Source organism: Dorea sp. AGR2135 (assembly GCF_000420885.1).
Classification (GTDB): Bacteria; Bacillota; Clostridia; order Lachnospirales; family Lachnospiraceae; genus Dorea; species Dorea formicigenerans.
Genome location: NZ_ATVU01000004.1, coordinates 71,314 through 96,921, shown reverse-complemented (window position 1 = coordinate 96,921; position 25,608 = coordinate 71,314). Strand labels below are relative to the sequence as shown.

General features: G+C 38.0%; 23 protein-coding genes. 5 read left to right on the top strand and 18 right to left on the bottom strand.

What is annotated here, in order from left to right:
- Positions 1 to 13: 13 nt before the first annotated feature.
- From G593_RS0104100 to G593_RS0104085, 4 genes are read right to left on the bottom strand one after another with little or no spacing between them, the layout of a single operon-like run.
- Positions 14 to 385 (bottom strand): hypothetical protein, encoded by a 372-nt coding sequence (locus G593_RS0104100; RefSeq protein WP_114001415.1) that lies wholly within the window; start codon positions 383 to 385, stop codon positions 14 to 16.
- 40 nt (positions 386 to 425) lie between these two features.
- Positions 426 to 1,142 (bottom strand): hypothetical protein, encoded by a 717-nt coding sequence (locus tag G593_RS0104095; protein ID WP_049946458.1) that lies wholly within the window; start codon positions 1,140 to 1,142, stop codon positions 426 to 428.
- Positions 1,135 to 2,988 (bottom strand): recombinase family protein, encoded by a 1,854-nt coding sequence (locus G593_RS0104090; RefSeq protein ID WP_049946457.1) that lies wholly within the window; start codon positions 2,986 to 2,988, stop codon positions 1,135 to 1,137. The genes G593_RS0104095 and G593_RS0104090 overlap by 8 nt, the downstream gene beginning before the upstream one ends.
- Complete coding sequence (locus G593_RS0104085; RefSeq protein ID WP_021860393.1) at positions 2,985 to 3,956, bottom strand: AAA family ATPase; 972 nt, start codon at positions 3,954 to 3,956, stop codon at positions 2,985 to 2,987. The genes G593_RS0104090 and G593_RS0104085 overlap by 4 nt, the downstream gene beginning before the upstream one ends.
- A 178-nt stretch (positions 3,957 to 4,134) precedes the next feature.
- On the opposite strand from G593_RS0104085, the gene G593_RS0104080 reads away from it, so the two are divergent.
- Complete coding sequence (locus tag G593_RS0104080) at positions 4,135 to 4,488, top strand: helix-turn-helix domain-containing protein (protein WP_021860392.1); 354 nt, start codon at positions 4,135 to 4,137, stop codon at positions 4,486 to 4,488.
- A 112-nt stretch (positions 4,489 to 4,600) separates the two neighbouring features.
- Here the strand turns inward: G593_RS0104080 and G593_RS19005 are convergent, their stop codons facing one another.
- From G593_RS19005 to G593_RS0104065, 3 genes are all read right to left on the bottom strand, one after another.
- Positions 4,601 to 5,410 (bottom strand): HNH endonuclease, encoded by an 810-nt coding sequence (locus tag G593_RS19005; RefSeq protein ID WP_049946456.1) that lies wholly within the window; start codon positions 5,408 to 5,410, stop codon positions 4,601 to 4,603.
- A 143-nt stretch (positions 5,411 to 5,553) separates the two neighbouring features.
- The gene (locus G593_RS0104070; protein WP_021860390.1) at positions 5,554 to 5,907 is read right to left on the bottom strand and encodes a hypothetical protein; all 354 of its coding nucleotides are present in this window, start codon (positions 5,905 to 5,907) and stop codon (positions 5,554 to 5,556) included.
- Between the two features lie 12 nt (positions 5,908 to 5,919).
- Entirely contained in the window at positions 5,920 to 6,855 is a 936-nt protein-coding gene (locus tag G593_RS0104065) for a ParM/StbA family protein (protein ID WP_029730863.1), read from the bottom strand.
- A 253-nt stretch (positions 6,856 to 7,108) separates the two neighbouring features.
- On the opposite strand from G593_RS0104065, the gene G593_RS0104060 reads away from it, so the two are divergent.
- Entirely contained in the window at positions 7,109 to 7,732 is a 624-nt protein-coding gene (locus tag G593_RS0104060; protein WP_081646485.1) for a helix-turn-helix domain-containing protein, read from the top strand.
- A gap of 97 nt (positions 7,733 to 7,829) precedes the next feature.
- On the opposite strand, the gene G593_RS0104055 is transcribed toward G593_RS0104060, so the two are convergent.
- The 7 genes from G593_RS0104055 to G593_RS0104020 all read right to left on the bottom strand — a co-directional run bounded on the left by G593_RS0104055 (position 7,830) and on the right by G593_RS0104020 (position 16,482).
- Positions 7,830 to 9,149, bottom strand: coding sequence for a hypothetical protein (locus G593_RS0104055; protein ID WP_029730861.1), 1,320 nt, complete (start codon positions 9,147 to 9,149; stop codon positions 7,830 to 7,832).
- Between the two features lie 123 nt (positions 9,150 to 9,272).
- Positions 9,273 to 9,608, bottom strand: a complete 336-nt coding sequence (locus tag G593_RS0104050) for a DUF6050 family protein (RefSeq protein ID WP_029730860.1) — start codon at positions 9,606 to 9,608, stop codon at positions 9,273 to 9,275.
- Complete coding sequence (locus tag G593_RS0104045) at positions 9,605 to 11,215, bottom strand: recombinase family protein (protein WP_029730859.1); 1,611 nt, start codon at positions 11,213 to 11,215, stop codon at positions 9,605 to 9,607. Before G593_RS0104045 ends, G593_RS0104050 begins: the two co-directional genes overlap by 4 nt.
- Positions 11,208 to 12,902, bottom strand: a complete 1,695-nt coding sequence (locus tag G593_RS0104040) for a recombinase family protein (RefSeq protein ID WP_029730858.1) — start codon at positions 12,900 to 12,902, stop codon at positions 11,208 to 11,210. Before G593_RS0104040 ends, G593_RS0104045 begins: the two co-directional genes overlap by 8 nt.
- 2 nt (positions 12,903 to 12,904) lie before the next feature.
- Positions 12,905 to 14,404, bottom strand: a complete 1,500-nt coding sequence (locus tag G593_RS0104035; protein ID WP_029730857.1) for a recombinase family protein — start codon at positions 14,402 to 14,404, stop codon at positions 12,905 to 12,907.
- A complete protein-coding gene (locus tag G593_RS0104030) occupies positions 14,392 to 16,047 on the bottom strand; it encodes a recombinase family protein (protein WP_029730856.1) in 1,656 nt (551 codons plus the stop codon). Before G593_RS0104030 ends, G593_RS0104035 begins: the two co-directional genes overlap by 13 nt.
- Positions 16,048 to 16,221: 174 nt before the next feature.
- Complete coding sequence (locus G593_RS0104020) at positions 16,222 to 16,482, bottom strand: DUF6870 family protein (protein WP_044994015.1); 261 nt, start codon at positions 16,480 to 16,482, stop codon at positions 16,222 to 16,224.
- A 362-nt stretch (positions 16,483 to 16,844) separates the two neighbouring features.
- Here G593_RS0104020 and G593_RS0104015 point away from each other — a divergent pair, with 362 nt between their 5' ends.
- Both G593_RS0104015 and G593_RS0104010 read left to right on the top strand, forming a co-directional pair.
- The gene (locus G593_RS0104015; protein WP_029730854.1) at positions 16,845 to 17,234 is read left to right on the top strand and encodes a plasmid mobilization protein; all 390 of its coding nucleotides are present in this window, start codon (positions 16,845 to 16,847) and stop codon (positions 17,232 to 17,234) included.
- Positions 17,206 to 18,858, top strand: coding sequence for a relaxase/mobilization nuclease domain-containing protein (locus G593_RS0104010; protein WP_029730853.1), 1,653 nt, complete (start codon positions 17,206 to 17,208; stop codon positions 18,856 to 18,858). Before G593_RS0104015 ends, G593_RS0104010 begins: the two co-directional genes overlap by 29 nt.
- A gap of 63 nt (positions 18,859 to 18,921) precedes the next feature.
- Here the strand turns inward: G593_RS0104010 and G593_RS0104005 are convergent, their stop codons facing one another.
- Positions 18,922 to 19,359 (bottom strand): hypothetical protein, encoded by a 438-nt coding sequence (locus G593_RS0104005; RefSeq protein ID WP_049946455.1) that lies wholly within the window; start codon positions 19,357 to 19,359, stop codon positions 18,922 to 18,924.
- Between the two features lie 103 nt (positions 19,360 to 19,462).
- Between G593_RS0104005 and G593_RS0104000 the strand changes: the two genes are divergently transcribed.
- Positions 19,463 to 19,663: a helix-turn-helix domain-containing protein gene (locus G593_RS0104000; RefSeq protein WP_029730851.1), complete on the top strand. Its 201-nt coding sequence runs from the start codon at positions 19,463 to 19,465 to the stop codon at positions 19,661 to 19,663.
- Positions 19,664 to 19,748: 85 nt separating this feature from the next.
- Here the strand turns inward: G593_RS0104000 and G593_RS0103995 are convergent, their stop codons facing one another.
- The 3 genes from G593_RS0103995 to G593_RS0103985 are packed head-to-tail and all read right to left on the bottom strand — an operon-like array spanning position 19,749 to position 25,563.
- A complete protein-coding gene (locus tag G593_RS0103995; protein ID WP_029730850.1) occupies positions 19,749 to 20,600 on the bottom strand; it encodes a YodL domain-containing protein in 852 nt (283 codons plus the stop codon).
- On the bottom strand, positions 20,597 to 20,830 hold the full coding sequence (locus tag G593_RS0103990) for a transposon-transfer assisting family protein (RefSeq protein ID WP_029730849.1): 234 nt from the start codon (positions 20,828 to 20,830) through the stop codon (positions 20,597 to 20,599). Before G593_RS0103990 ends, G593_RS0103995 begins: the two co-directional genes overlap by 4 nt.
- Positions 20,827 to 25,563, bottom strand: a complete 4,737-nt coding sequence (locus G593_RS0103985; protein ID WP_029730848.1) for a DUF3849 domain-containing protein — start codon at positions 25,561 to 25,563, stop codon at positions 20,827 to 20,829. The genes G593_RS0103990 and G593_RS0103985 overlap by 4 nt, the downstream gene beginning before the upstream one ends.
- Positions 25,564 to 25,608 lie beyond the last annotated feature (45 nt).

Genomic DNA, 25,608 nt, shown 5'->3' with positions numbered 1-25,608 from the left:
TTACGCTGTTTTCTTAAAATTCTTCCACTGTCAGCACCGTTGCCTGCTTCATATCAAATTCCACCAGATTGTACTCTGAATGGCATATACCCGTCAAACGATACGTCTTTTCTGTATCCCATTCGCACGTTTTCCATATCATTCGCAGCATTGGCACACTGCTGATCTTAAATTCCCAATTTTCCGGGTTATATTTAGGCACACGAAAACACTCTGCTTCTTTTCTGGCACATGCCTGTACCACCAATCCCCGCTTTTCAGGGTTAAACAAAAATCGTATGTACTTTGGTTCGCCCAATGCCACTATCGTTGAATGAAAAATCCGTATTTTCCCCCATTTTTGGCATAGCGAAATCCCTGGTATCACAATATTATGTTCCTGCACACTGATACCTCCCATCTTTAGGGCAGACTTTCCCCTTTGTCTATTTTCCTGTTGTAAATTCTGCATAACCATCCAGCATATTTATTTCCAGTGCTTTCCTATGTTCTTCCACTGGTAAACCAAAAGAATCTTTCCATTCCTTTGGATAAAATGGTATACGGTTCTTTCTCTTTATTTCTTCTGCTGAACATTCAGTATCTGTATCACTTGATGCTGTTTCTTCTATATTATTAGCATTTTCAATAGTAGTCTGACTTTCTGTGTCTTTTTTCGCTCTTTTCCCTTTAATATCCAGGAATATCTCCGTTTCCATCAAGTCAAACACATAAATTGTTTCATCTTCAAAAGTAATCTTGTGTCCCAAAATCTTATATCGGCAATCCAGATTCCATCCCATCATTTCATACATCATTGCAGAGAAGATTTTGTTTGTCATTTTTCTGCTTTTACGCTTATCTGGCTTTGCCACACACCAACGAAGTGCATCTTTATCATTTTCCTCACATTTTCGGACAACCATTCTCTTATTATCCTGGTTCACAAGTATCTGTATGTAAACTGCATCCTCTAAACCAGCGATGCAGGCTGTATTAAATGTCACACTATCTCTCCGGATCACGACAGCCGGTTCCCTTAAATGAGCAAACAGTTCTCGTCTGACAACCTGATACCCCTCATAACTAAAATCCTTTGCCAACTCGATTGCTTTCTGATCAACAATTTCTTTTTCGTCCGTATACTCCGCTGTATCATGCATAATTAGCACACCTCATTTTATCTATCAATTTCTCTGCTGACTCCAACAGATCATCAAGAACTTCTCTGGTTATAATCTCCATCCCTTCAACAGTTGTTGCAGGGCGCAGTATATCCCAGTTTCCTCTATATGCCACTCTCTGTAAAAATACTGTTCTATTTGTAGACTCTCCAAAATTATATGTCCAGGCTTCCGGATAAAGTATCTTCTTTACTGGCTTTTGAGCTTCTTCTGGCTTTTTCTCCACTTCTTCCGCAGATTGTTCTGCATTTTTCTCCTGTACAAGCACTTCTGGTTCTTCTAACTCAAAAATCATTACCTGCTCATCTGCACTACCACAAAACTGTCCACGCAATTTATACTTGCATTCTTTATTCCATCCCATAAGCTCATATAATGGCTCTGAAAATCCTTTACAGCTTTTTGGAAGCACCGCCCATCGTCCATCTCGTATAGTTCCCCATTTTATAGCATTTATGCTGCTTCTTTCGCATGGACGAACTGCAATACACTTTTCCACAGAATTAAAAAGCAATTCTACATACTCTACATCTTCAAATTTCTTCAAACAAGCTGTATTAAATACAATTTTCCCCGAAGAAATCGTTACTGCCGGATCAAATCTTGTTGAAAAGAACTGCGCCCTCACAATTTCGTAACCACTTAAATCAAATCCTCGGTTTTCCGTTTTCTCTGCACAAATTTCATTATTGTTTTCAGAATAAGCACTTAATGATGCCTTTTCATAATCTGCTGACGAAAATCCATTCCATGCACGATTTACAGGCACAAAGCCTTTTAAAGCTCCCTGATCCACTACCTGTAAAGTTGGCAATGGATACCCTTTTTTCATATATTTGCTTGCATCCAGCATTTTTTGCGCTGCATTATAAATCTCCCGGCTCACAATAGCTTCATGGTGATCGGTCTGTCTATATTGGTTCCGATCATGGTTATTTTTCTTTGATTTATGATCCAGGTAATTAGGTGTAAAAGTTTTTCTTGATAAAACATCCCCACAATGCCTTTCATTGCGTAGAACATTTACAACTGTACTTCCTGTCCACTTTGTATTTCCTAATTTAGTTTTACGTCCTAAATCCATCAAAATTTCAGCAATTTCAGAAGTAGGAAAGCCACTCAGGAACAGATAATAACACAAGCGAACCGTATCTGCTTCCGACTCATTAATAACTAAATTCCCATCCTCGTCCTTATCATAACCTAAGAGTTTGGGTGTCAGAAATATTCCTCTTGAAAACCGTTGTTCAATAGAAATATTCATAATTTCACTTTTCGTATGTGATTCTTCCTGTGCTGCTGCCGATAACACTGCAAGCATCATTTCGCTCGTATTATCAAGTGTGTAAATATGCTCTGTTTCAAAAAATACGCCTACCTGCGGTTTCATATTTGCTAATTCACGAACTTTAGCAATACAATCCACGATATTTCTGGCAAATCGTGATACACTTTTGGTAACTATTAAATCTATTTTCCCTACTTTACAATCCTCGATCATACGATTAAATTCATCCCTATGCTGTAAAGATGTGCCGGAAATTCCCTCATCCGCATATATCCCAACCAGTGTCCACCCTGCATGTTCCTTTATCATATCTTCATAATGATTTTTCTGCAGTTCATATGAAGATGTCTGATTGGCATCATCTGTAGACACACGGCAATAAGCACACACCCTTTTGGTGCCTGCATCTTCAAATAATTTTTCTTTCTGTTTCGCAGGAATGAACTCTAATTCGCTGCGATCCACGCCCTTATACCTTGCACGAATCTTTTCTTTCCGTTCTTCCTGGCTTGCAGCATGTTTTTCCTGTTCGTTCATATGCTGTCCCCCACTTCCATATGCCAGTACCAGATTTTACCTTTTTTATATGCTTTTATTTCAGCAATTTTCTTTGCTTCCTGTACCGTTCTTTTTGCAATACCATACTCTTTCATTTTTTCATAAATATAGGTACTTGCTAAATCTTCTACTGATAACAGTTTTTGCAGATATTCTACAGCAATATCTTTCTTTCCTGTGCTTTTCTCAACATTAAGCAACTCTTCCACATTTATCTGGCATTTTCCAATCCATCGAAACCCTTTTTTCTTATCCAGTTCAAACCCTATTGGTTCTCCTTCTGGTGCAAGACTTGATTTTACCGGAAACATATACCGTTTCCAAGGTTCTTCTTTATCTCTGGATACCATAAGAATGCTTCTCGCTGCTGCCGCAATGTCAATACTGCCTAATCCTCTGTATAATTGGTTTCCACCACCACTTTTGTTCATGTGTCCAACTAATACTATTGCACAATTAGTTTCTGCTGCCACCTTGGATAACTTTGATAAGATTTCTCGCATTTTTACTGCATTTGTCATATTTCCATTGTGACCGATAAATGCCTGTATCGGATCAAGCACAACCATTTTCGCACTGATCTGTATAATAGCATTTCTTATACGTTCATCTTCCAGTGTCAATTCATCATTATCTTCCTTTATGAATGCAACCTTACTACAATCAGCCCCAGCCTGTTCCAGCCTTGGTTTTATCGTATCTCCTTTTCCATCTTCTGAACACTGATATATTACCATCTCTGGCTTTTTTATCTTCTGTCCATCTGGCAAATATCCGCCTTTTGTTAGTATCGCTGCAACATGAATAATCAGTGTTGACTTACCCTCTCCCGGATCTCCCTGCAACATTGTAATCTTCCCACAGGGAATATATGGGTACCATACCCATTCCACCTCCGAGGCTTTCACATTTGAATAAAATTCAACACCCGTATTTATACTTTCCAAATTTGATGCCCCCGGTGTCTTTTGCTCTTTTTTCTACTACATGTGAATAATTGCATTAAACTTCTACTTATGTTTCATTATAATATATCTTTTTTGGGAATACAATAAGGAATATCAAATGTGTGTGGAGTTTCGCAATAAATCTTAACTAATAGTCAAAGTCTAGGAGGTGACAGGTTTGGAAGTAGAAATTGATTATCTTGCTATCGGTAAAAGGATCCGCACTGCACGTCTGTCAAAAAAAATGACTCAGGAAACACTTTCAAATATGATCGACGTTGCCCCTACCTATGTCAGCAGTATCGAAAACGGACATACCAAATTAAGCCTTGCAACATTGCTCGGCATTGCTCAAAGCCTTGATACTACTGTAGATCAGCTTTTATATGACAATACGCCTGTACTGGTTTCAAAATTTGATGCCGATATAAAAGAGCTTACTTCTGATTGTAGCAATCAGGAAAAAGAATTTTTACTGGAAATTATAAAATCAACCAAAACTGCATTACGCAACTACAAACCAGGCAAATAATTTAAGGGCGCAGAAACTTTATTATTTCTGCACCCTTCTTTTATACTTTTGCGGTCTTGCTTCCTTGCGATGTTGTCCATTACGATTTTATATTGTAGTTTATTCCGTCAGTTTAAGCTGAATACATAGAATATAGTATATCATCTGTTTCCTTTTTAATCTTTCTTAAATTATCTATATTCTTAGAAATCATATTAAAAAATGAAGACCAATAATTATTAGCCATTCCTATACCATCATCATAATATTGGAATGTTGTCAAATTTATATATTCATTCAACAATTCTACTACTTGTTTTCCCAAGTCAAGAGAATGTTGATTTAGCGCCTCATAAAGATCATCCCTTTTTTCAAGATATTTATTTATGTGAAGCAATTCTTCTTCATACATAAAATGATGATCATCTATTTCATTTTGTAAATCAATCGGATTAGAAAAAGATTGTGCAAAATTCATTTTCCAATATTTATATGAATATTCCAACAAATCATGGAAGCAATCAGTTGCATACTTGACCTGCTTTAATGCTTCCTTTTTCCTTTCCATCTGCTGGCTTTGAAAAGAAACTATATCTTCTCCCTTCAGACGTCGTTCTTGTTCATATTCCGCTATCATCTTCCACTTTAGCAATTCTTCTACTGGATATTCGTCTGGACTTTTATCAATTAATGTGTGACAAGCACTACATAACCATATTCCATTATTTATAGATTCTCTTTCTTCTTTTGTCATTCTCGCATCATATCTTGCGCCCTTTGGTGATGCTCCTAAAATGTGGGCGGCTTCACCTATTGATAATCGTTTATCTCCCTCTCTATGAGGACCTAATGTTTCCCTTCTACAATTTGGATTTGAACATCTGCCCCCAACACGTTCACAAAGAATTGTCTTAATACGTTCTGAAAAATCAGCTTCTCTCATATGCAACTTCCTCTTTCTATAATTCCAAGGTCCCCTTAGTTACAAAGGATTTAAACTTATTCTATCATATCCCACTATAACAAAAAAGCATAAAAATACCGCCAAACAGACTTATTCTATGTTCAGCGGTACTTCGATACATTTTAAATTTCGTTTTCAAATATTGACATTCCTGCAAGCATCATATCCTCATCCATATCCAGATTATCACTATCTTCTGGCTCTGTTTCCTCGACTTCTCGACAACTCGTTCCGCCCATTGATTTTTCTATTTCTAACAAAAACTCCTTGTCTTGAAGTAACTGTTTTTTGATAGCGTCTATGCTCACTGCTCCTGTGTATGTTCCTGTTCCTGCTTCTCCATTCTTCATCCACGCCTGAACCAATTCTGTCACAAGTGCTGTCTTGCATCTTTTCTTGGTTTTTAAGTATTCTCCTGCTTCTCTCTGACGTTCATCATCTTCATTAAATATCAATACAACCTTAATCTGTCCCATGACCAGCACCTCCTACCCTCTCCGCAGACGTGCTGTTGTCAGTTTTTCATATCCAATCGCATTCGCCCGGACGTCATCAATAAATTCCACATATTTAAATTCCGGGGAATTTTCAATCTGTTTTCTGAGTAAAAGACTTCCTCCACCAAGAAAGACCGCCGGATTTGTTCTAAAGTCGGTTACATGGGTATGTAGTTTATTGATAATTCTCTGTAACCAGTTTTCTGCCATTCGCTGAATTTCCAGTATGATTTTTTCATCTAATATGGTTTCTTCCTGCATTAAAACCTGTTCTACATCTGACGAATCCAAATGAATGCCATAGTTCTGTTGAATCGCATTGGATATTTCAGACCGTAGAACAGCCATACCGGAACGATCACTGACACGAACTGATAAATCCGGTTTTCCATTTCTGATTACCAAAAGGTCAACTGTTCCATCCCCAATATCAATACAGTTTACCGTTCTATATTTCTTCAAAAGACTTGCCTTAAAACACATGACTGCTGCAAAATTCTGTGGGCTGACAAATACATCTTTTAAATAGAAATTAACGGATTTTCCATTCATCTTAAAACTGATTCCATGTTTTGCATGATCTAAGAAATATTTCTTAAATGAAGTTGCCTGCTGACCGTAATCTGCGGGTGGCAATCCCACGCCAAGCACTACATCTTTTCCCGTTAATGTAATTCCTTTATTACGAGCTTCCATTGCAAGAGCATATAATGTGAGAATAAAGTAATCATCATCTACTGTCTTATCAGCTTTAAACGGCATTTTTGTATCTGACAGGGTATAATATGTTCCCTGATACTCCAAAATATCTTCATTCATAAAGCGTCCCGGTTCAGACACATATCTGACAAGTCCACATGGGAAGCATACATTCTCTCCCTTCATATTTCCATTTCCATGATCAATTCCAAAAATGATTTCTGTCATCGCTTTTTCCTCCTGTTTTTTAACTGTACTTTAAGTTGCACTAACATATATTTTTGTTCCAAAATTGCTTCTATTTAAGTATCACTTAACTCATTCTTGCTATCACTTTTGTATGTCTTGTTCTACTTAAATATTACTTTTGTATGTGTTTTTAATATATACCATACATTTGTATGTGTCAATACATTTTTATATATTTTTGTGTATTTAACAGTAAAAAATATGTTATAATCCCTTTATGGAGGTAGCGATAATGACCGTTGGCGAAAAAATCAAATACTTTAGAACTATGCATGGGTTCACTCAGGAACAACTTGTACAGGCTACTGGTTTAAGCATAAGCACTTTGCAAAAATACGAGTCTGATGAACGCAAGCCCAAGCCGGAGCAACTCTTGAAAATATCACAGGCCCTGGGCATTAGTATCAATATTTTTATGGATTTTGATATTCATACAGTTTCCGATCTGCTCTCACTTATATTTAAAATGAACGAGCAACTGGATTTAAACTTTGATTCTCAGAAAGATACAAACGGAAATATCATTCCTGACACCCTTACTCTTTCATTCAAAAATCAAATAATCAATCAGAAGCTCAGCACTTACGTTTCTTTCTTAAACAAAATGACCGGCTCTGAAAGGGAACAATATACTCAAACGCTTCAGGAATTAGAGAATCAGCTTCTTAATGACAATACAGAAATTCACAAGACTGCTCCTGCGAGTAATTCCACTAATAACATACCGGATTCCACTTTTTCAGATCCGTCTTATCAGAAAATACAAAACCTGTTATCTGATTGCACACCGCAAGAAATGGAATGGATCTTAAAATCTCTTCAACTCATAAAAGACTGTCTGCGTGACACTAAATAATTTTCGGAGGATTTCTTATCACTATTACAGAAAATGATTATAGAAAAAAATTTGAGGGAAGCGTCACAAAACGTTTCCCTCACTCATCATGTATAGTCTATTTTTTTAGATCTTCCAAAATTTTTTCTACATTAATTCCAATTCCGTTTAATTGTGGTTGCAGGATCAGATACTTTCTCAATGGACTTAGCTTATTAAGCAGTCGCATGATTTTACCACTTTTCTTTTCTAATTCTAACTCTAATTCTTTCAAGTAAAACTTATAATATGGAACTTCTATATTTGTTTCCTTGATATAACGCTTGATCAGTTCTATACTGTCGTTATCATTAAGCTGTATAGCTGCATTGCCTACAATTATAAGAAAGTCTATGCTATCGGCTCCCATATCTTCAAATTCCACACTCTCCAGATACTCTTTCAGATTTTTGATTTTCTTTTGTTCTACCAAACAATCCAACAAATATATCTGTGCAAATGCTGTTTTTGCATACTCAAGACTTGTGCAAAAATCCTGTTCTGCAACTTCATAATTTCCCATTTTCCAGTATGTATAGGCAATGTCAGAATAATATTTTACCTTTCCGGCTTCAGTAAACTTTTTAATGTTCATTTTTTCACGCACATGCAATGCTTTTTCCAGCCACTTTACGTCTGGATCAAAGTTATGATACATTTCATACATCATTGCAATAACATCCTGCGAATACACTTCATCTTCTGTATATAAATCTTCTTTTTCCAGTTCTGCCATCACTTCATCTGCAATCTTTTTCGCACTTGTATTATCAGAAACCAATGCAAGCTGTATTGCCTTATCAAATTTATATTTCAATTTCATTAAGGAACTATCCGTCTTTTCAATCAAAATATCATCCAATTTAAGCAGCTCCGTTAATTGTCCTGACGGTAAAATGACAGACCGCAACAGTTCCAACATTCTCTGGTCTGTATGTACATCCACTTTTGTATTTTTTACAATAGCCTCAATCTGCTCTGAGAATTTTCCCTTATCATTATTCAGTTCATAATACAATAGCTGGTAATATTCACATTCATTCTTCCAGTCCTCTGCATCCACCAATCCTTTTATAAATTCAAATCGTTCTCCCCAGTTATCTGTATTTCCTTTTGGTATGCAGTGAAAAATACGATCTGCCAACTCCGATAGTGCATTTACATCTTTATGTAACACAAATCTTCCAATTACAGGGTTATCCTTCAATATTCTGTTCGTATGCTTTCTTACATCTTCCAGATAATCAGAAAGCATCGCCACAGCTACATAATACGCTTTAATATAATTTTTGCTGTCGATTTCTTTTTTATAATTCTCTATTCCCTGTCCACTAAACGGTTTACAACACATGGAATACAAGCGTCCTGAACCACACAGGCATTTTTCATCATCTAACATATCTCATTTCTCCCATTGATTTATTGATTGATATTTTATCACATCTTCCGCATCATATAAATGGCAAAATAAAACCACAGGCATATCACTTTACACCTGTGGTCATATTTCATACTATTATTTTTAGCAAGTCCTTTTATGTATCGCCACAATCTTGCTAATTGGAAATCCCACCATATACCATACCGCCCGGATTCCAAGCCATGCTGCAATCACACAACCAAATATCCCGCCTACAATTACGCACAGAGCAACCATTCCAAGGATACCGGATAAATCCCAATGCCAGGGAATTATAATAAACATATGTGGGATTCCCACTGGCACTCCGTAAACCAGCATAAATCTGAACCAGTCAATTTCCCCATCCACCATATAAATATATTTTCCAATCCATCCAAGCAGAAGCAGCCCTGCAAATACTAAGATTCCTTTACATACAAAATTTTTAAATGTCATGCTTCCTTTACCCCTTTCTGGTATTTTTCTATTGCTTTCATCAGAACATCATCAAAACTGAATACTATCTCTATCCTCTTTTTATCATATACATAAACTGTATCAATCGTGGCATTTACAAGTTCTTTTGTAATCTTCTCATGCTGCATTTCCCCTTCCAGTAATTCAACAGCAGATGCCACTTTACTTTTATATGCTTCTTCCTCCGCCGATAAACGTGTGAGTGTTTCTATCTCTGCCTGTATGCCATTCATTCGATCCGTAATCTGCATTTTTTTCATCATATACTTTTCTTTCGTTATAATACCTTCCGCATACGATTCATACTGACGTATTCTCTCACTTTTTAACACATTACTCTCAGCCTCTAGCTGTTTTATCTTTTTTCTTCTGACACTATCCAAATTAGTTGTCTTTTCCTCAAAATCCAACTGTATAGCATCCAATACATAAAGGACACGTTTTAAAGCATACCATACATGCCCTTCTATAATTGAAACAGAAACCATTTCGTCTGAACACTTGGCAAATTTTCCTGTCATCTTTTTATGTGGACAATATACCCTGTCATTAGCACCGGATTCCATCAATACCATTGATCGTCTGCAATTCCCACATCTGACTTTTCCTTTCAATGCAAACTTTCTTGTACCCCGGTAATCTGGTTTTTTCATAAATGCGATAGTTGCCTTTGCTATTTCATATTCTTTCTCTGACACGATTGCCGGATGAACATTTTTTGTAATAACCACATCTTTATCCCTCGATTTTCTGGTTACTTTACTGCCAACCGCAATACTTTGTCGTTTTCCCTGCACTAAAGCTCCTGTATATTCATATCTTCCAAGAATGGCTCGAACCATGCCACAATCCCACAGAATTTCCGACTCTGGCATTTTTTGATTATATCCATAATGCGTAAGACCATTCTCTTTATTATATCTTCCCGGCGTAGGAATCTTTTGCTCATTCATGTAATATGAAATCTGAGAAGTATTACATCCCTCAATTGCTTTATCAAAAACCATTCTTACATACTTTCCAGCTACCGAATCTATCAGCCATTCTCCAGTTTCTTTATTTCGCAAATATCCGAATGGAGGCTTCCCACCAGTCCATTGACCATTTCTCCATTTCACTCTCAATGCACTTTTCAGCTTTTTAGAAATGTCTTTGCTATAAAGGTTGTTGACCAAGTTGTGAATTGCCATATCCATTCCCATAGTTTTTCCTAAATAATCATTGCTGTCATAATTATTGTTTAATGAGATAAAACGGATTCCCAGTATTGGAAGTACTTGCTCCAGATAATCTCCTACACCAATATAATCTCTGCCAAATCGTGAAAAATCTTTTACAATAATCGTATCTATTTTCCCAGTTTTCGCATCCTCTATCATGCGTTTAAACGCCGGACGTTCAAAATTAGTTCCCGAATAACCGTCATCCACATACTCTATATATTCATCTGACAGATCATCCCTGTCCTGAACAAAATTTACAAGAAGCGTTCTCTGGTTATCAATACTGTTACTTTCATCCTTATTGTCTTTTCCCAAATCTCCATCTGCAATAGATAACCTCAGATACAATCCATTCTTACGCACTTTTAACACCCTCTATCAATTCTGTTATCTGTTTATATTTATCATCACACTTGAAGCACACATGAATGCTTCCGTTTTTATATATCTCCACATATTCTACAAGTTCCTGTACCAGTGCTTCATTGAAGCTCCTGTCAGAAAGATACTGCTCCAAGTTGCTGACCATATTCATATATCTGTCAGTTTTTTTCTCCAACATTCTTTGATTCTGTTTTGCAATTTGCAAATCATCCCTCAGATTTTGTAACTCCCGGATATAACGCTCTTTCATCATATCGAAGTCCTCTTTTTCTACAATCCCACCTACATAGTCCTCATACAATACAGTGTTCTTTTCTTCTGCCTGCGCTATTTTTCTTTCCAACATTCGCACTTTTGCACCTGCTTCATAAAAAGCATTTTTCTCACTGGAATCACTTTTCAATTTTTGTAACAGCTTTTTTCTGTCACACATACTTCTTATAAGAATCTGAATTTGATCCATCACAAGTATCTTCAGCAGATTTTCTTCTATCTTCTGACTGCAATAATTATTCGTATAATTTTGAGCAGAACAGGTATAATAAATTCCTACTTTCTCCATTGTCTTATAATTATGGGTATAGCGGACACAATACATTGGACGTCCACAATCTCCACATCGAACCATACCGGGAAAACAGTCTTTGTATTTTTCTCTGTCCTCCATATATTTTAAATGCCAGTTTCTTGTGACCTTTTTTATTTTATTTGACCTTTCCTGCAGTTCTTCATAATCATCCCTTGCGATCATCGGCGTATGCATATCTCTCTGAACATTCCAGTCCTCCGGCGAAGTTCTATACTGCTTTATCCCTTTATACAATGACTGCTTCAACTTTCCGGTTACAATATCTCCAACATATGTAGGGTTATTCACAATCTTATCTACTGTATCCGTTCTCCACTTTGTCTGTTCTAACGGAACAGTCAATACACCAGTTTTTTCTCTTTGTCCAGGTGTTGCAATTCCCATGAGATTTAATCTATCTGCAATTTTCTTTTTGCTGACTCCCATCATATACCACTGAAATATCATCCTTACAAATGGTGCAACCTCTTCATCAACAATCTGTCTGTGCCTGTCCTCTGAACGGACATATCCAAATGCTACTTTTGATAAAGTAATATTTCCCTTTTTTCGCTGTGCATCTTTTGCAGCCAGAATCTTTTTTGACATATCTTTTGCATACATGGCATTAACCATATTTTTTAATGGAACACTGATGTTTTCCCTGTCCTCTTTTCTGGAACTGTCATAATCATCTGTAATTGCGATAAACCTTACATTTAACCTTGGTAAAATCGTTTCCAGATAATATCCTGTTTCCAGATAGTCCCTGCCAAAACGTGATAAGTCTTTTACAACAATACACTGAATCTTTCCTGACCGGACATCTTCCATAAGTTTCAAGAAGCCTGGTCGTTCAAAATTAGTTCCGCTAAATCCATTGTCTATATATGTACCTGCCAATTTTAAATCCGGATGCTCCTCTATGAACTTTTCAACCAGCATTTGTTGTACAACTAAAGTTTCGTCCGTTTCATTTCCACCATTTTCAACAGATAATCGAATATACGCTCCGGTATCTATCAGATTCTCACAGTTTTCTATAATCTGATTACTAACAGCCTCAACATTTTTATTTCTTCTGCTTTTCCTTGCCATTGCTATTCCTCCATCCATTCTTCTGGAAAATAATTCTTCCAGTTCTGCATTGTCAGGTATACATGCACATCTCTTAAATCTGAAACAATTATTTTATCTACCCATTTTTTAACATGTTGACTTTCCAGCTTCTCCGGTAACTCTTCCCTTTGAAATGTTTTTATCCATTCATTTTCCTCGCTATAAGCCTTTTTCATATTTGCAAGCCTGTCCATCAGTCCTTCAAAATCGTTTTCATACATTTGCAACTGCGCCTGTATTTCTTCTTTTTTCTCCTGATATTCTGTCTGACCAATCTCATAGTCCCGGAATTTTTCATATAAAGGAATACGGTCTTTCTCTACCTGCTCCATTTCCTGGAATATCATCCATGCCTTTTCTGAATATTGCTGAGTCTCTTTCTGTAATAGCTGTTGCATTTTTTCTGTCTGCAAATATGCTTTCATTTTTTCAGCCATATCCATTTCCAGAGAAATTGCATTTTTTACTGCCTCTGTAACCTTAGCTTCTTCTATATAAATTTTTCTTTTCTTTGGTAATTCACTCATCTGCGGATTGAACACAAAAGCAACGTCACCACTTCGGAAATTTCTCAGGTACAACGGCTTTCCAGTTGCTTCATCATAGATTTTTCTTACATATGGCCCCGGCTTCCCACCTATGATATTATCTGTAGTTGTTCGACTTTTAATAAGTCTTCTAGCCTGTTCAAAAACTCCTTCATCTAGTATTGGTGTTATTGAAAGCGTACAAACTTCTCCGTTGATTGTTTTCTGCCAATAGCCATCATATGCTGTACACTCTAAAATCCTCCGCAAAGCACCTTCGCTCCACTTATTTTCATAATGCGGCCAGTGCTTATGCCCCACTCTCGCATTATGTACCATTGGAGATTCTTCTCCTCGCTCATTCAGAATGGCTACTATCTTTTTTATAGAGATTTCTGCCAATGTCATTTGAAATATCTCCCGTACAATCTTCGCAGCCTCTTCCTCGACAATTAATTCTTTTCTATCTTCTGAAAGTATGTATCCATATTTTTCATCGTGAACTGTATAATATCCCTCTACCTGTTCACGAATCGCATATTCACGCATACTCTTTACCTGTACCGCAATTTTCTCTTTTCTGAAATACTCGTCTATTTCTTCCCTGCTTTTTCCAATACTGCAAAAATCGCTCTGTACTATCGCAAAGTGAAGTCCCGCCGGAAAGAATGTTTTAACCAGTACATCTTCCGCACAGGAAATATATTTTCCGCAACGGTCAACACTATCTACTACCACCATATCAAATTTACGGTTAATCCCATCTGCCGTCATTTCTTCAAAAGCTGTATTTTCATTTTCATCCTTTTTCCGGTCACTGTATTTTGCTACCAGCTTCCAACCATGTGATTGTATATAGTTCTGAATATGTTCATTCTGCTGTTGGATAATATCTGATGGAATTTTCTTTGTATTTTTGCACGATGTAGTCCTTGTATAACTTACGCACCGCATTTAAATCTACCTTCCCTTTCTTCCATTTCCCGAATATTCTGAGCTGCTTCCGTCATTTCCTGTATTTCGTCTGCATACTTAAAGCAAATTTCCAGACGGTCTTTTCCATACACAATGATTTTATCAATCAGAGTAACTACCGCTTTACGATCAAGCTGTGTAATATTCTGATAATACTTGAAATCCTCAATCCAAGGGTGTTCCCGTTTTCCCTCCGCAGATACCTTTTCTTTCCTCTGCTCTAATTCACGTTCTGCTTTTTCCGCATTATGCAGCTTGTCTGTAAATCTCCGATTATACTCATGGTATTCTTCTCTCGTCACAATGTTATCTAACATATCCTGATACAACCGGGTTTTTAAATCTTTATACTTCTCTACTTCCTCATGCAGAACCACCAACTGCTTTTCCAGTGAATCCAGTTCTGTCTTTTTATAATTTTTCATTCCACTGTTCTGAATGATATTCTCCGCATTTACCAATAAGGCAATCTGCCTTTGTATAGCATCCAAAACAACTTTATGAACCGTCTTTTCACTAATCAGATGTGAACTGCATCCATCTCCGTTTTTATATGTAGAACAATGGTAGTAATAATACCGCTTTCCATTTTTTGTTGTGCTTCTCTTCACCATGTTCTGCCCGCAATCTCCACAGCGCAAAAATCCCGAAAAAATATATACGGATTCTTCCTCTGGTGCTGTGCGAGTATCCAGTTCCATCAATGACTGTACATACTGAAATATTTCCTCTGCAATAATCGCTTCATGCGTTTTCTCTACACGAATCCAGTTTTCTTCTGCTACTGGTCTGCACTCTTTTACTTTATAGTTGATTTTACGATTCTTTCCCTGAACCATTGTTCCTGTATATAACTCATTTGTCAAAATGCGATTTACAGTTGTGACCGCCCATTTAGGCTTGGCTCCTGAACGAAATCCACTATTATAATTCATACCACAGCTTCGTTTATATTCCATTGGTGGAAGCACTCCCATTTCATTCAGCTTCTCTGCAATCCTTTGAGGACTGTAACCGTCCATTTTCAGATTGAAAATATATCGGACTATATCTGCTGCATATTCATCTATAATGAGATGATTTTTATTCTCTGGATCTTTCTGATAGCCATACCCGGCAAAGCTGCCAATAAACTGTCCATTTTTTCTTTTTACATCTAACTGACTTCGGATTTTAATTGAGATGTCCCTGCAATAAGCATCATTTATCAGATTCTTAAAAGGAACAATGATCTGGTCTGCATCATCCGATTCTGCTGCACTGTCATAATGATCTGTAACTGCAATAAACCTTACTCCAAGAAACGGAAATATCTTTTCTAGGTATCTTCCTGTTTCAATATAGTTTCTTCCCAGTCTGGATAAATCCTTGACGATAATACAGTTGATTTTCTTTTTCTTCACATCCTCAAGCAATCGCTTAAATGCAGGACGTTCAAAATTTGTTCCACTGTAACCATCATCAACATATTCATCGACCAACGTGATCTCTGGGTGCTGTTTTACAAAATCGTTAATCAGACTTCTTTGATTGCGGATACTATCACTTTCCAATTTATCTCCGTCTTCTCTGGAGAGTCTGAGATAGTCCGCTGCTAATATAGACTTTTGATTGAAATACATAAAGCCATCAACCTCCTAATTTACTATGCCATCCGGCAGTGTAAACCAAGAAATTCATGGCTTCTTGAATGCTTTTAAATTTTGACCCAACACCATATTAACATAACTTCTGGCTCACTGCTATACCTTTTTTCATTCTTTTTAAATTTCTTTCCATCCTGTTTTTCTTCATTTTCATAACGAGATACACCTGCTCAGGCTTTCTTCCAGTGTACATTTTCCAGTAAAACTTATTTTTACCGCTACTCCATGGGAGATATAGCAATACGGATTTTTAATCTGCCTAATATAATCTGCAATCCGTTCCTCCTGTGGCAGTTCTGTTTGTATCTGCACCTGCTCTATATCTACCAGACTGCTTGTGTCTACCGTTCTAATATCTATCTCTGCCATCTCCTGCATTTCTTCTGGTGTTGGTAATTCTTTCTCTGCCATTTTTACACCTCCCGGAAAAAATTACTTCTACCTATAAAGCTCGGCAGAGGGTATTTACCAACCTGCATTTCGTGTTTTTTTATTTTTTTCATTTTGAGGGTTGGTAAACAGGCTTTCCAAAGCCTTATTAGTAGAGGGATTTCTTTCTTAGAGCAAGTTTCGCCCTGGCTGCCAGAAACCCGGTTCCCGGATTCTGACAGCAGGCAACTTGATGGGGATTTTGCTCCCCATACCCTCAAGCACAATCAATGATTGTTTCATTGGTTCCCATTTGCATGGTCACAGCGTAATAATTTTTTATTACTTAACTTTCACAGCAGACTGTGAATTTTACTTACAAAAACAACTGGAGGATTAAAAATATGGCAAGACCAAAAAAGGAAGAAATGTATCGTAACCATCGTATTACCGTTCGTTTCACTGAAACAGAATTTTCAATTATCGAAACTGCCGCCAAACAAGCTAATATGTCATTGGCTTCTTATGTGCGAACACAAGTTTTAAAAGGAAAAGTACAGACCAAAATTGAAATAGTTGCTGATGTTCCAGAAATAAAGAAACTGCTCGCAGAGTTTGGAAAGATAGGCAGCAACCTCAATCAGATTGCAAAATATTTTAACCAGGGCGGCATTCTTTCTCAAGAAATGCGTGGAGAAATAAATAAGCGACTTCGAGATTTATACGAAATGAAATATAAGGTAATGGAAATGGCAGGTGACTTTCATGGCAATACTGAAACATATCGCAAGTAAAAATGCAGATTATGGAGAAGCTGAACGTTATCTGATTTTTCAGCATGACGAATATACGCAGAAACCCATTCTTGATGAAAACGGTCATATGCTCATTCGTGAGGAATATTACCTTGACGGTATAAACTGCGATCCATTTACCTTTGCAGCAGAATGTCAGGAAACAAATGCTTATTTTCATAAGAACCAATCTTACAATGAAATTAAGTCCCACCACTATATCATCAGCTTCGATCCTAAAGACCGGGACGAACATGGATTGACCGGAGAACTGGCACAGCAGCTTGGCGTAGAATATGCCAAAAAGAACTTTCCCGGACACCAGGCACTTGTCTGTACCCACACTGACGGTCATAATGGCAGTGGCAATATTCATGTGCATATCGTAATCAACAGCATACGCAAATATGACACTGAGCCTCAGCCCTATATGGAATTTGACCGGGATTCCAAAGCTGGATATAAACATCATCTTTCCGATAGATACCGAATCTATTTGAAGCAAAAAGTCATGGATATGTGTACCGCCAATGGGTTGAACCAGGTAGACCTTCTAACACCTGCGGAAAGGAAAATATCTGAAAAAGAGTACTGGGCAAAACGCAGAGGACAGAAAAATCTCGATAAACACAATACAGAACTTGAAAAAAAAGGACTGACTCCAAGGCAGACTACTTTTCAAACCGAGAAGCAATATCTTCGTGATGCGATTGATACGGTTGCTTCACAGGCAACATCGCAAGAAGAATTTTCCAGATTGCTGTCCAAAAAATATAATATTACATTCAAAGTCAGTCGTGGCAGATACAGCTACCTGCATCCCAACCGCAGTAAATACATTACTGGAAGAAGCCTTGGTACACTTTATGAGGAAAAACATCTTCTGCAAATATTTCAGGAAAATTCTACCGCACAGATTACTAAAAATCCAGTTCCTGATATTTCCCAAGTTGTTAATTCCTTAACTCAACCAGTTTCTCCCCACACTGCTACAACTGCCGAAGCTCCACATACTTTCCTCTTTATAAAATCTGATTTGCGGTTGGTAACAGATTTGCAACATTGTATTAAAGCACAGCAAAGTCAGGCGTATGCTCAAAAAGTAAAACTGTCTAACCTGAAAATGATGGCTCAGACAGTTGCCTATATACAGGAGCATGGCTTTCAATCCAAAGAAGATTTAGATGCAGCTCTTTCCGATGCCTCTGCTCAAAGCACTGATGCCAGAAATACTCTCAAAACCACAGAGGATACTTTGAAGAATGTCAATGAACAGATTCATTATACCGGACAGTATCTTGCCAATAAATCCATATATTCTGATTACCGCAAAAGTCGGAACAAAGAAAAATTTTACGATGATCACCGGGCAGAACTTACACTCTATGAATCTGCCCTCCGAATACTCAAAGAAAAATCACAGGGCAATAAACTTCCTACATTAAAAATGCTGCGTGAAGAAAAGAATCGCTTAACAGAATTACAGGCAGTGCAACGTGAGGATTTTAATGCCCGGCGTGAATATGAACGAGAACTCCGCACAGTATGTTCCAATGTAGATATTATTCTTGGAACCTCACAAGTTCAAAATCGCCAGCGTGAACATACACAAGAAAAATCATAACCAACTTCTTTCATAAAAAATAGAGGTTCTTCCATAAAGCCAGGGAAGCAAACCTCTATTTCTTTATTCTACCTTTTCTCCATCTACATATAATATAAATTTTTCAGGGTTGTGGATAATATCATATTCCCCATTTTCTTCATCTAATAAATACGCTATCTCACAGAATTGCTTATTATCGTTAAGGTCTTTTTCTGTCTTATATACACTAATCTGTAATTCTGTCGGGTATACCATATCATACGAAAACTTTATAGACTGAAAAGAATTTTCCCGGCACATTTTTATAATCTGTTTTGCCAGTTCCTCTTTATCAGCAATTTCCTCTTGATTTGCTACAACCGTTAAATGTTCCGTAGTGTTAAATCTCGTACTATTAACTGCATCTGGAATCTCCGAAAGTTCCTCCGACTGTGCTTTATGAAATCCACTACATATGCACATCACGCATATAAAGCAAACGACTACCAGTACAATTCCTTTTGTTCTCTGCTTTTTCAATCCATCTCCTCCTCATAGATATGGGTTCCGAAAACAGAACCTTTGTTACTTTCTATCTTAACCCTATAATGAGGGAAAGACAAGAAAAAGGTGGAGATAGCCGTTGATTAAATATGATAAATTGTGGCTTACCATGCAGGAAAGAGGTATTACAAAGTACACACTTCATAAAGAATACCATTTCAGTAAGTCCCTGATACACCGCTTGCAGAATAATGAGGGTGTCAGTATGAACACCATCAATACACTCTGTAATATTCTGGATTGTAAAATTGAAGATATTGCAACGCACTACAAAGACTAGCCTTAACCGAAGCATTCGTCACTGGCCAGTCTTTTTATATGTGAAAAAAGAAGCCAGCCACAACAAAGTGACCAGCTTCTCATTTTTATTTTTTTGTACGTTCCATATCTTGTCCCATTACCTGCTGCATAGCTTTCTGTCCACTGCGCCTTGCGACTTCTTCCTTTTTCTCGTTCAATTTTGCAAGGATAGATTCTTTGGGACGATTCTTTTTCTCTTTCGGTGCTGCATTATTTTTAAGTCCGTCAATCATATTGTAATTTGCTTCCTCTGTAATTTCCGCACTTCTCAGGTATTCCCCATTTTCCAGATACTTCTGCCAGTTATCCAGTTTCGGTTTACTATTTCCTGTCTGTTCCTGCACCGGCGGATGCAGAGAATCAAGAATCTTCTGTTTTACCGCATCATCAAATCCATTATATGTGCTATCTACAATCACTTTGCCATCCTGGTTCAAGACTACATACGCAACATCTTTCCCATACTGCTCATGTTCCATAAGGAAATAATTCTTGCCTTCTACCAGCAGATAATCTATTACTTCCCATGATCCGTCTTTTCCCTCTATTTCATAGCCAACCGTATCCTTCGTAAGTCCACCGTTTTCCGAAGATGCAACTTTCATAAAATCAGAAATCTCTATAAAAGCATCTTTATTTACATAGTAAACAGTCATGATACCATTATCATTCAAGATCATCACGTCACTGGTATTGATTGCATGACCTTTATAATTATGTGGTTGTTTCTTCTCCAGCTCCTTTTTTATCTGCTCTGGCGTTTCTCCCGATTTCATTGTTCCAAGATACACCTGTTCATAATTTTTCACCTGCACAGGAATCTGATCCTGTGCAAGTTCTTCATAGGTACGGAAAAGAAGGTTTCTCAATTCCGGCTTCTTTTTTAACTGATAAACTGCAAACTGACTTCTACTCATTCTCCATCCACCTCCAAGTCTGCTTTATAAATCTCTACGGTTCTTTCCAGCTCTTTGTATCCTTCATCGCTAAGATAATACAGCTTCTGGATTGTTGTAAATATCAGATACTTCATATCTTCATCCAGATAGGAAAAAATTTCATCCATAGCATTCATTGTTTGAATCCTGTCACCCGCATCAAAAATCGCAACAGCAATATATTCATCTTCCTCAAATCTTACCATCATAATGACACCTCTCCCTTCTTATGTGTTCTGGATTTTTCTTTCGTTACAGTCTGTTCCTGCTCTTTTATTTTTGCCTGACGTTCCCGGAGTGCCTGAAGAACAGATTCTTTTCTGCTCTTTGGATGTGAAACATTATCTTTCTGTATAGGCTTATCTCCAACTGCCTGTTCTGTTCTTTTTGTAAGTTCCTGCTTCCTGGCAAAATATTTTTCCACATCATCCATTGCTTTCTGAACTAATGGACTTTCCTTATAGTGTTTAATCATCTCCACTCCTTCCCTGTCAACTTTTCCAAGTCGCATAAGATCATACGGTCCGTCATAATCACTTCCATCGTGCAGTTCAAATCCAACACCTTTTATCCCATTCATACGTTCAGCGGGAATGGTTTCATAAATGTGTAAGGCTTCTTCCAAAGTAAGATTTTCGTGGTACTCACCCATAACTGGAAATTCCATGCACTCTGCAACATAAAAAGTGATCGTGGCTTCTGTCTGCTCCTGCTCTAACGGTCTAGTAAAAATAGAGAGTGTTTCTGCATTTTCCAGACGTGAAAGTAATGACCGGGCAGTAATTACATCACTGTCTATATTCGATTCTTTTGACACCTCAGTCAGCCAGTCTTTTAAACCAGCTGTCTCCCTGTGCAAAATATCTTCTGTGATTTTCTCGACCTGTTCGTCCCTATTTTCAACAGTATCCTTATATTCATAAGTATCATACTCGTAACTAAAATTATCCAAGTCCACTGCGAGTTTCCTGATTTCCTGCTGATCAAGATAGGCTTCCGATTCCTTTATATACTCTGCCAAAGTAATTCTTTCTTCTAAGATTGGGTTAATGTCTACTTTAATGCCTGCTATTGCCATACCATACGAATTCAATTCATTAAAAAAACTATCCTCTCGAATATTTCCTCGATAAGAAAGCACCACATCAAGATCAGAATCCGCACGATACAGGTCATCTCTGCTTCTGGAACCATGTACTCTCGCCCCAATCAATGTAACTTCATTTTCCAGTCCCATTTCTTCCAGAACAGCTCTTGCATGAAATAAAACTTCATATTCAATTTCTGCCCTGTCCATCCCATTCAATGCTGTTTCACATCTGCCAAGTTCCGAAGTGAATCGAACATCTCCACTGGCCAGCACTTCTTTAGAATGACTGATTACCTTATCCCGAAACTCCCTGTCATCAACTTTTACACATTCAACATCTTCCAATCCTTCATTTTTCAAGCTGGCATACATTGCTTTCTGAATAGAATCTTCTGGATTCCCACAGGCATCTCCTGAAATTTCATGAAGTTCCTGATCATAAACCAGGTATTTATAGCCATCCTCCGTCGGTTGCACTGTTAAATACATACCAGACATTTTAAATTGTACGGTTATTCCCTCATAACTTTTTAATGCCGCTTCCCTGTCATAACCATCAAAAAAAGCCTTTGGGCAAGTACGTTCAAATTGTATCTTCTCCAGTCTCTCTTCTTCTGCATATTCAATTTCTGCATACATTTCTTCATAATCCATCACGCTTGCATCTTCTATCGAAAGTCCATCCTCTTCCAAAATATTCTCCATTGCTTCAGTAATAGAAATAGTCGGATCATCATAAACGCCGCCATCCAGTTCCAGATAATCTTTATCATAGAATGTATAATCATAACCATCTTCTACCGTCTGAATTGTAAAATACTGATCTCCAATCTGGTATGCTATCTCTGTATCATGCACTGCCAGACTGTTTCCTATTTCTTTAAAAGTATTGTATATCTGCGGATTCAGCCATCCTTCCACTTCCTGGCAATCATAAATCAATGTATCTATTCCATTCTTACACTGAATAAAATCAAGACTACCTCGCAACGGTGCTGTATTTTCAATTCCAAGAGCTTTCATTTTATGATTAGGCAGAGAGTAATATGCTCCAAGGGCAGCTCCCAAATCCTTATATCGCTCGATCTTCATCCCACCTTTTGCTGCCAGATCTTCGATCACATAATATTGGTCAATATAATGATTTTCTGGCATTTTCAGGTCAATGCCATTATTTTCTCTGACTTTATGTATCTCGAAAAAGCTGAATTTCTGTTCTTCACCCCGCAGATTCTGTCCGATCAGTGTCGGCTCCCATGTATCTGTACTGATTGGCTGCTGTTCCATGATTTTCATAACTGTTCCGTCTGCTAAGATGACTGTTGCCTGGTCTGGAAGATCTATCAGGTCATACACCGTTGCACCATTTTCTTCCAGATATTCTGAAATAGCTTCCCTGGCTCCTTCATCAAATCCATGCCAGATGTCCTCTGCCACCAGTGTCCCATTTTCCGATACGATAATATCTGCCACGTCCTGACCGTATTCCTCATTTCGCATCTGGAAGAATCGCTCCCCATGATATGTTTTCATATCCATCGCATACCAGGTGCCTGTATGTCCTTCTGCTTCATACCCTCTTGTAGTTTCAGTGATATGCTGATTTTTTACACCAAGCACTTTTTCCAATTTCCGGGTGCGGATTTCGTTTCTTGCCATGTCAATAAAACCATTTAGGACTGCCGGATGGCTGCTCACAATATAGTCCCTGTTCAGATCCATTCCCCGACTGATATTTTCCGGAATATCAATGCCATCTGCCCACCGTTTATTGCCATCAGAAAATCTTCCATCATAGGAAAGCTGTTTCAATGTATTTGCCAGAACAAATGCAACCCGTTCTTCCCCGTATTTTTCAAACACGCCTACTGCAGCATCTGGATTTAAACGCATACCATCGAATCCCTCTGTGATTGCCTGTTCAATTGCATTTTTACAGTCAATGTTCAGTTTTCTGGAATCCAGGTAAGCATCTACATTTCTCTCCTGCATAGCCTTTTCCAAAGTTCCCATATAAACTTCCGGATATGCTTTTACTGGATTGGCATTTAACATTTCAGCTCTCTGTGCTACAAAGTCCGGCAGTTCTGTAAATCCAAAAGAATCTACATAGTATGCGGTTAATCTGCCGCCCCGGTTCATAATGATCACATCACTGACTGACATGGAATGCCCGGTAAAATCGTTTGGTCGTTCTATATTAAAACGCTCAAAGAGATTATCCAGTGTCGTAGCCTCTCTCAGTCTTTCACTGTAAACCATCTGATAGTCTTTGCCATCTACGGTAAATCCCATTTCTTTTGCCGCTTCCAGACTTAAAAACTGATACCCTCTTTCTTCCTGTCTACTGTTGATCTGGTAAATTCCATAGCGGTTTCCATCACTTTCTAAAAGAAGTGTTTCTTTGATTTTTGCTTTTTCTTCCGGTGTCATAACCGTTTCCTGACTTCTCCGGTAATTTTCCCATTCAAATTTCGTCACTCCGAATAATCCGTCATGCTGTAAAATATCCAGTTCCAGATTCATAATTCTTTGCAACTGTTCCTGACCGCCAACTGCTCCGGTCAGTCCATAAACCGTTACTCCCTCATGGTGCAATTCCACTGCCCGTTCCCTGGTAAGCGGAAGCATACTTTCTGAATAAAATCCGGCTTCATGCAATTCTGATAAACCGATCATCGAATCCGGCAGACTGTCAATCTGTTTCTCCGCTTCTCCAATCAGTTTTAGTACCGCTTCTCTGTTTCCATCCAGAATAGATTCAGCAAGGCTCTCTGCCAGTTTTTCCGTTGCTTCCCTATTATCCAGTCTATAAGCAAAATTCACGATAAGGTTCCTCTGGTCATTACTGAAAATCGTCCGTTCCTGTTCAAGCCGGTTGATGGTCTGCTCCGCATACTGCATGGCACTCAATTCTTCTATCTGCTCCACAACAGTTACTTCCTGCTCTGGTCTTTCGACCTGAAGTTCCTTGAGTTTTTCCTCAATCTGTCCGATCATATCAGCAGAAGTCTTACGAATGGTGTCCATAGAAGCACGAAGCTCTTTCATATTTTTACCGGAAGACCAGCTCGCAATATAGGAAAAGGAATACTCTGATGTATCCAGTCCAAAATGGTTGCATACCACATAAGCAACACTTTCAGCTTCCACTTCCCTTGTAAGCTGGTCTTTTACAATGCCCTCCGCTTCCATCTGGTCACGATCATGCAATACTGCATGTGCCGTTTCATGCACCGCTGTTTTCATGGTCTGTGCTTCACTCATGCCAGGCTGGATAGCAATATATTTATCGACAAGCTGATAAAAGCCTTTCGCCTCCCCATCAATCTCAAGAAAGCGGATAGGAACCGGGGCAACCCTTTTTAATGCTTCCATAAAATCATGGTAGATCAGAATATCCCCCTCCAGTTCTGATACCTCAAATTCTGGAATTGGTTCTCCTGTGGTCTGGCTGACATCAAATACTGTCGTGACCCGGAATTTTGTAATAACACGCTCTATTACTTCTGTTTCCGGCTGTCCATCTTTCCCAATCACAATCTCTCCTGTTTCCGGATCAGTCTTTTCAATCTCCTGTTTCTCTTTATATGGAGCCGGGGCAATAATCTGGATGCCTTTTTCTCCCCTTTTTACCTGCCGGTTAAATTTCTTCTGCCATGCCTGATACCCCGCTACCAGTGTTGCTTCCGGTTTTTGCATGGCGATCAGCAATGTATTATTGAAACTGTAATTATGGAACTTTGCCATTGTGTTCAGATATTCCGTATATTTTTCTGATGTGAATATTTCTGCAACACCCTGTTCCAACTGCTCTGTAATCTGCTTTAACTGTTCTTCTCTGTTTGCCATAATCAAATCCTCCATAGAAAAATCCCGCCAAAGCTCTGGTCACTC

Excerpts from the sequence above, each read along its gene's own strand:
- G593_RS0104095 (WP_049946458.1), bottom strand. The coding sequence starts at position 1,142 with ATGCATGATACAGCGGAGTATACGGACGAAAAAGAAATTGTTGATCAG.
- G593_RS0104090 (WP_049946457.1), bottom strand. The coding sequence starts at position 2,988 with ATGAACGAACAGGAAAAACATGCTGCAAGCCAGGAAGAACGGAAAGAA.
- G593_RS19005 (WP_049946456.1), bottom strand. The coding sequence starts at position 5,410 with ATGAGAGAAGCTGATTTTTCAGAACGTATTAAGACAATTCTTTGTGAA.
- G593_RS0104070 (WP_021860390.1), bottom strand. The coding sequence starts at position 5,907 with ATGGGACAGATTAAGGTTGTATTGATATTTAATGAAGATGATGAACGT.
- G593_RS0104065 (WP_029730863.1), bottom strand. The coding sequence starts at position 6,855 with ATGACAGAAATCATTTTTGGAATTGATCATGGAAATGGAAATATGAAG.
- G593_RS0104060 (WP_081646485.1), top strand. The coding sequence starts at position 7,109 with ATGACCGTTGGCGAAAAAATCAAATACTTTAGAACTATGCATGGGTTC.
- G593_RS0104055 (WP_029730861.1), bottom strand. The coding sequence starts at position 9,149 with ATGTTAGATGATGAAAAATGCCTGTGTGGTTCAGGACGCTTGTATTCC.
- G593_RS0104050 (WP_029730860.1), bottom strand. The coding sequence starts at position 9,608 with ATGACATTTAAAAATTTTGTATGTAAAGGAATCTTAGTATTTGCAGGG.
- G593_RS0104040 (WP_029730858.1), bottom strand. The coding sequence starts at position 12,902 with ATGGCAAGGAAAAGCAGAAGAAATAAAAATGTTGAGGCTGTTAGTAAT.
- G593_RS0104035 (WP_029730857.1), bottom strand. The coding sequence starts at position 14,404 with ATGCGGTGCGTAAGTTATACAAGGACTACATCGTGCAAAAATACAAAG.
- G593_RS0104030 (WP_029730856.1), bottom strand. The coding sequence starts at position 16,047 with ATGTATTTCAATCAAAAGTCTATATTAGCAGCGGACTATCTCAGACTC.
- G593_RS0104020 (WP_044994015.1), bottom strand. The coding sequence starts at position 16,482 with ATGGCAGAGAAAGAATTACCAACACCAGAAGAAATGCAGGAGATGGCA.
- G593_RS0104015 (WP_029730854.1), top strand. The coding sequence starts at position 16,845 with ATGGCAAGACCAAAAAAGGAAGAAATGTATCGTAACCATCGTATTACC.
- G593_RS0104010 (WP_029730853.1), top strand. The coding sequence starts at position 17,206 with ATGGCAATACTGAAACATATCGCAAGTAAAAATGCAGATTATGGAGAA.
- G593_RS0103995 (WP_029730850.1), bottom strand. The coding sequence starts at position 20,600 with ATGAGTAGAAGTCAGTTTGCAGTTTATCAGTTAAAAAAGAAGCCGGAA.
- G593_RS0103990 (WP_029730849.1), bottom strand. The coding sequence starts at position 20,830 with ATGATGGTAAGATTTGAGGAAGATGAATATATTGCTGTTGCGATTTTT.
- G593_RS0103985 (WP_029730848.1), bottom strand. The coding sequence starts at position 25,563 with ATGGCAAACAGAGAAGAACAGTTAAAGCAGATTACAGAGCAGTTGGAA.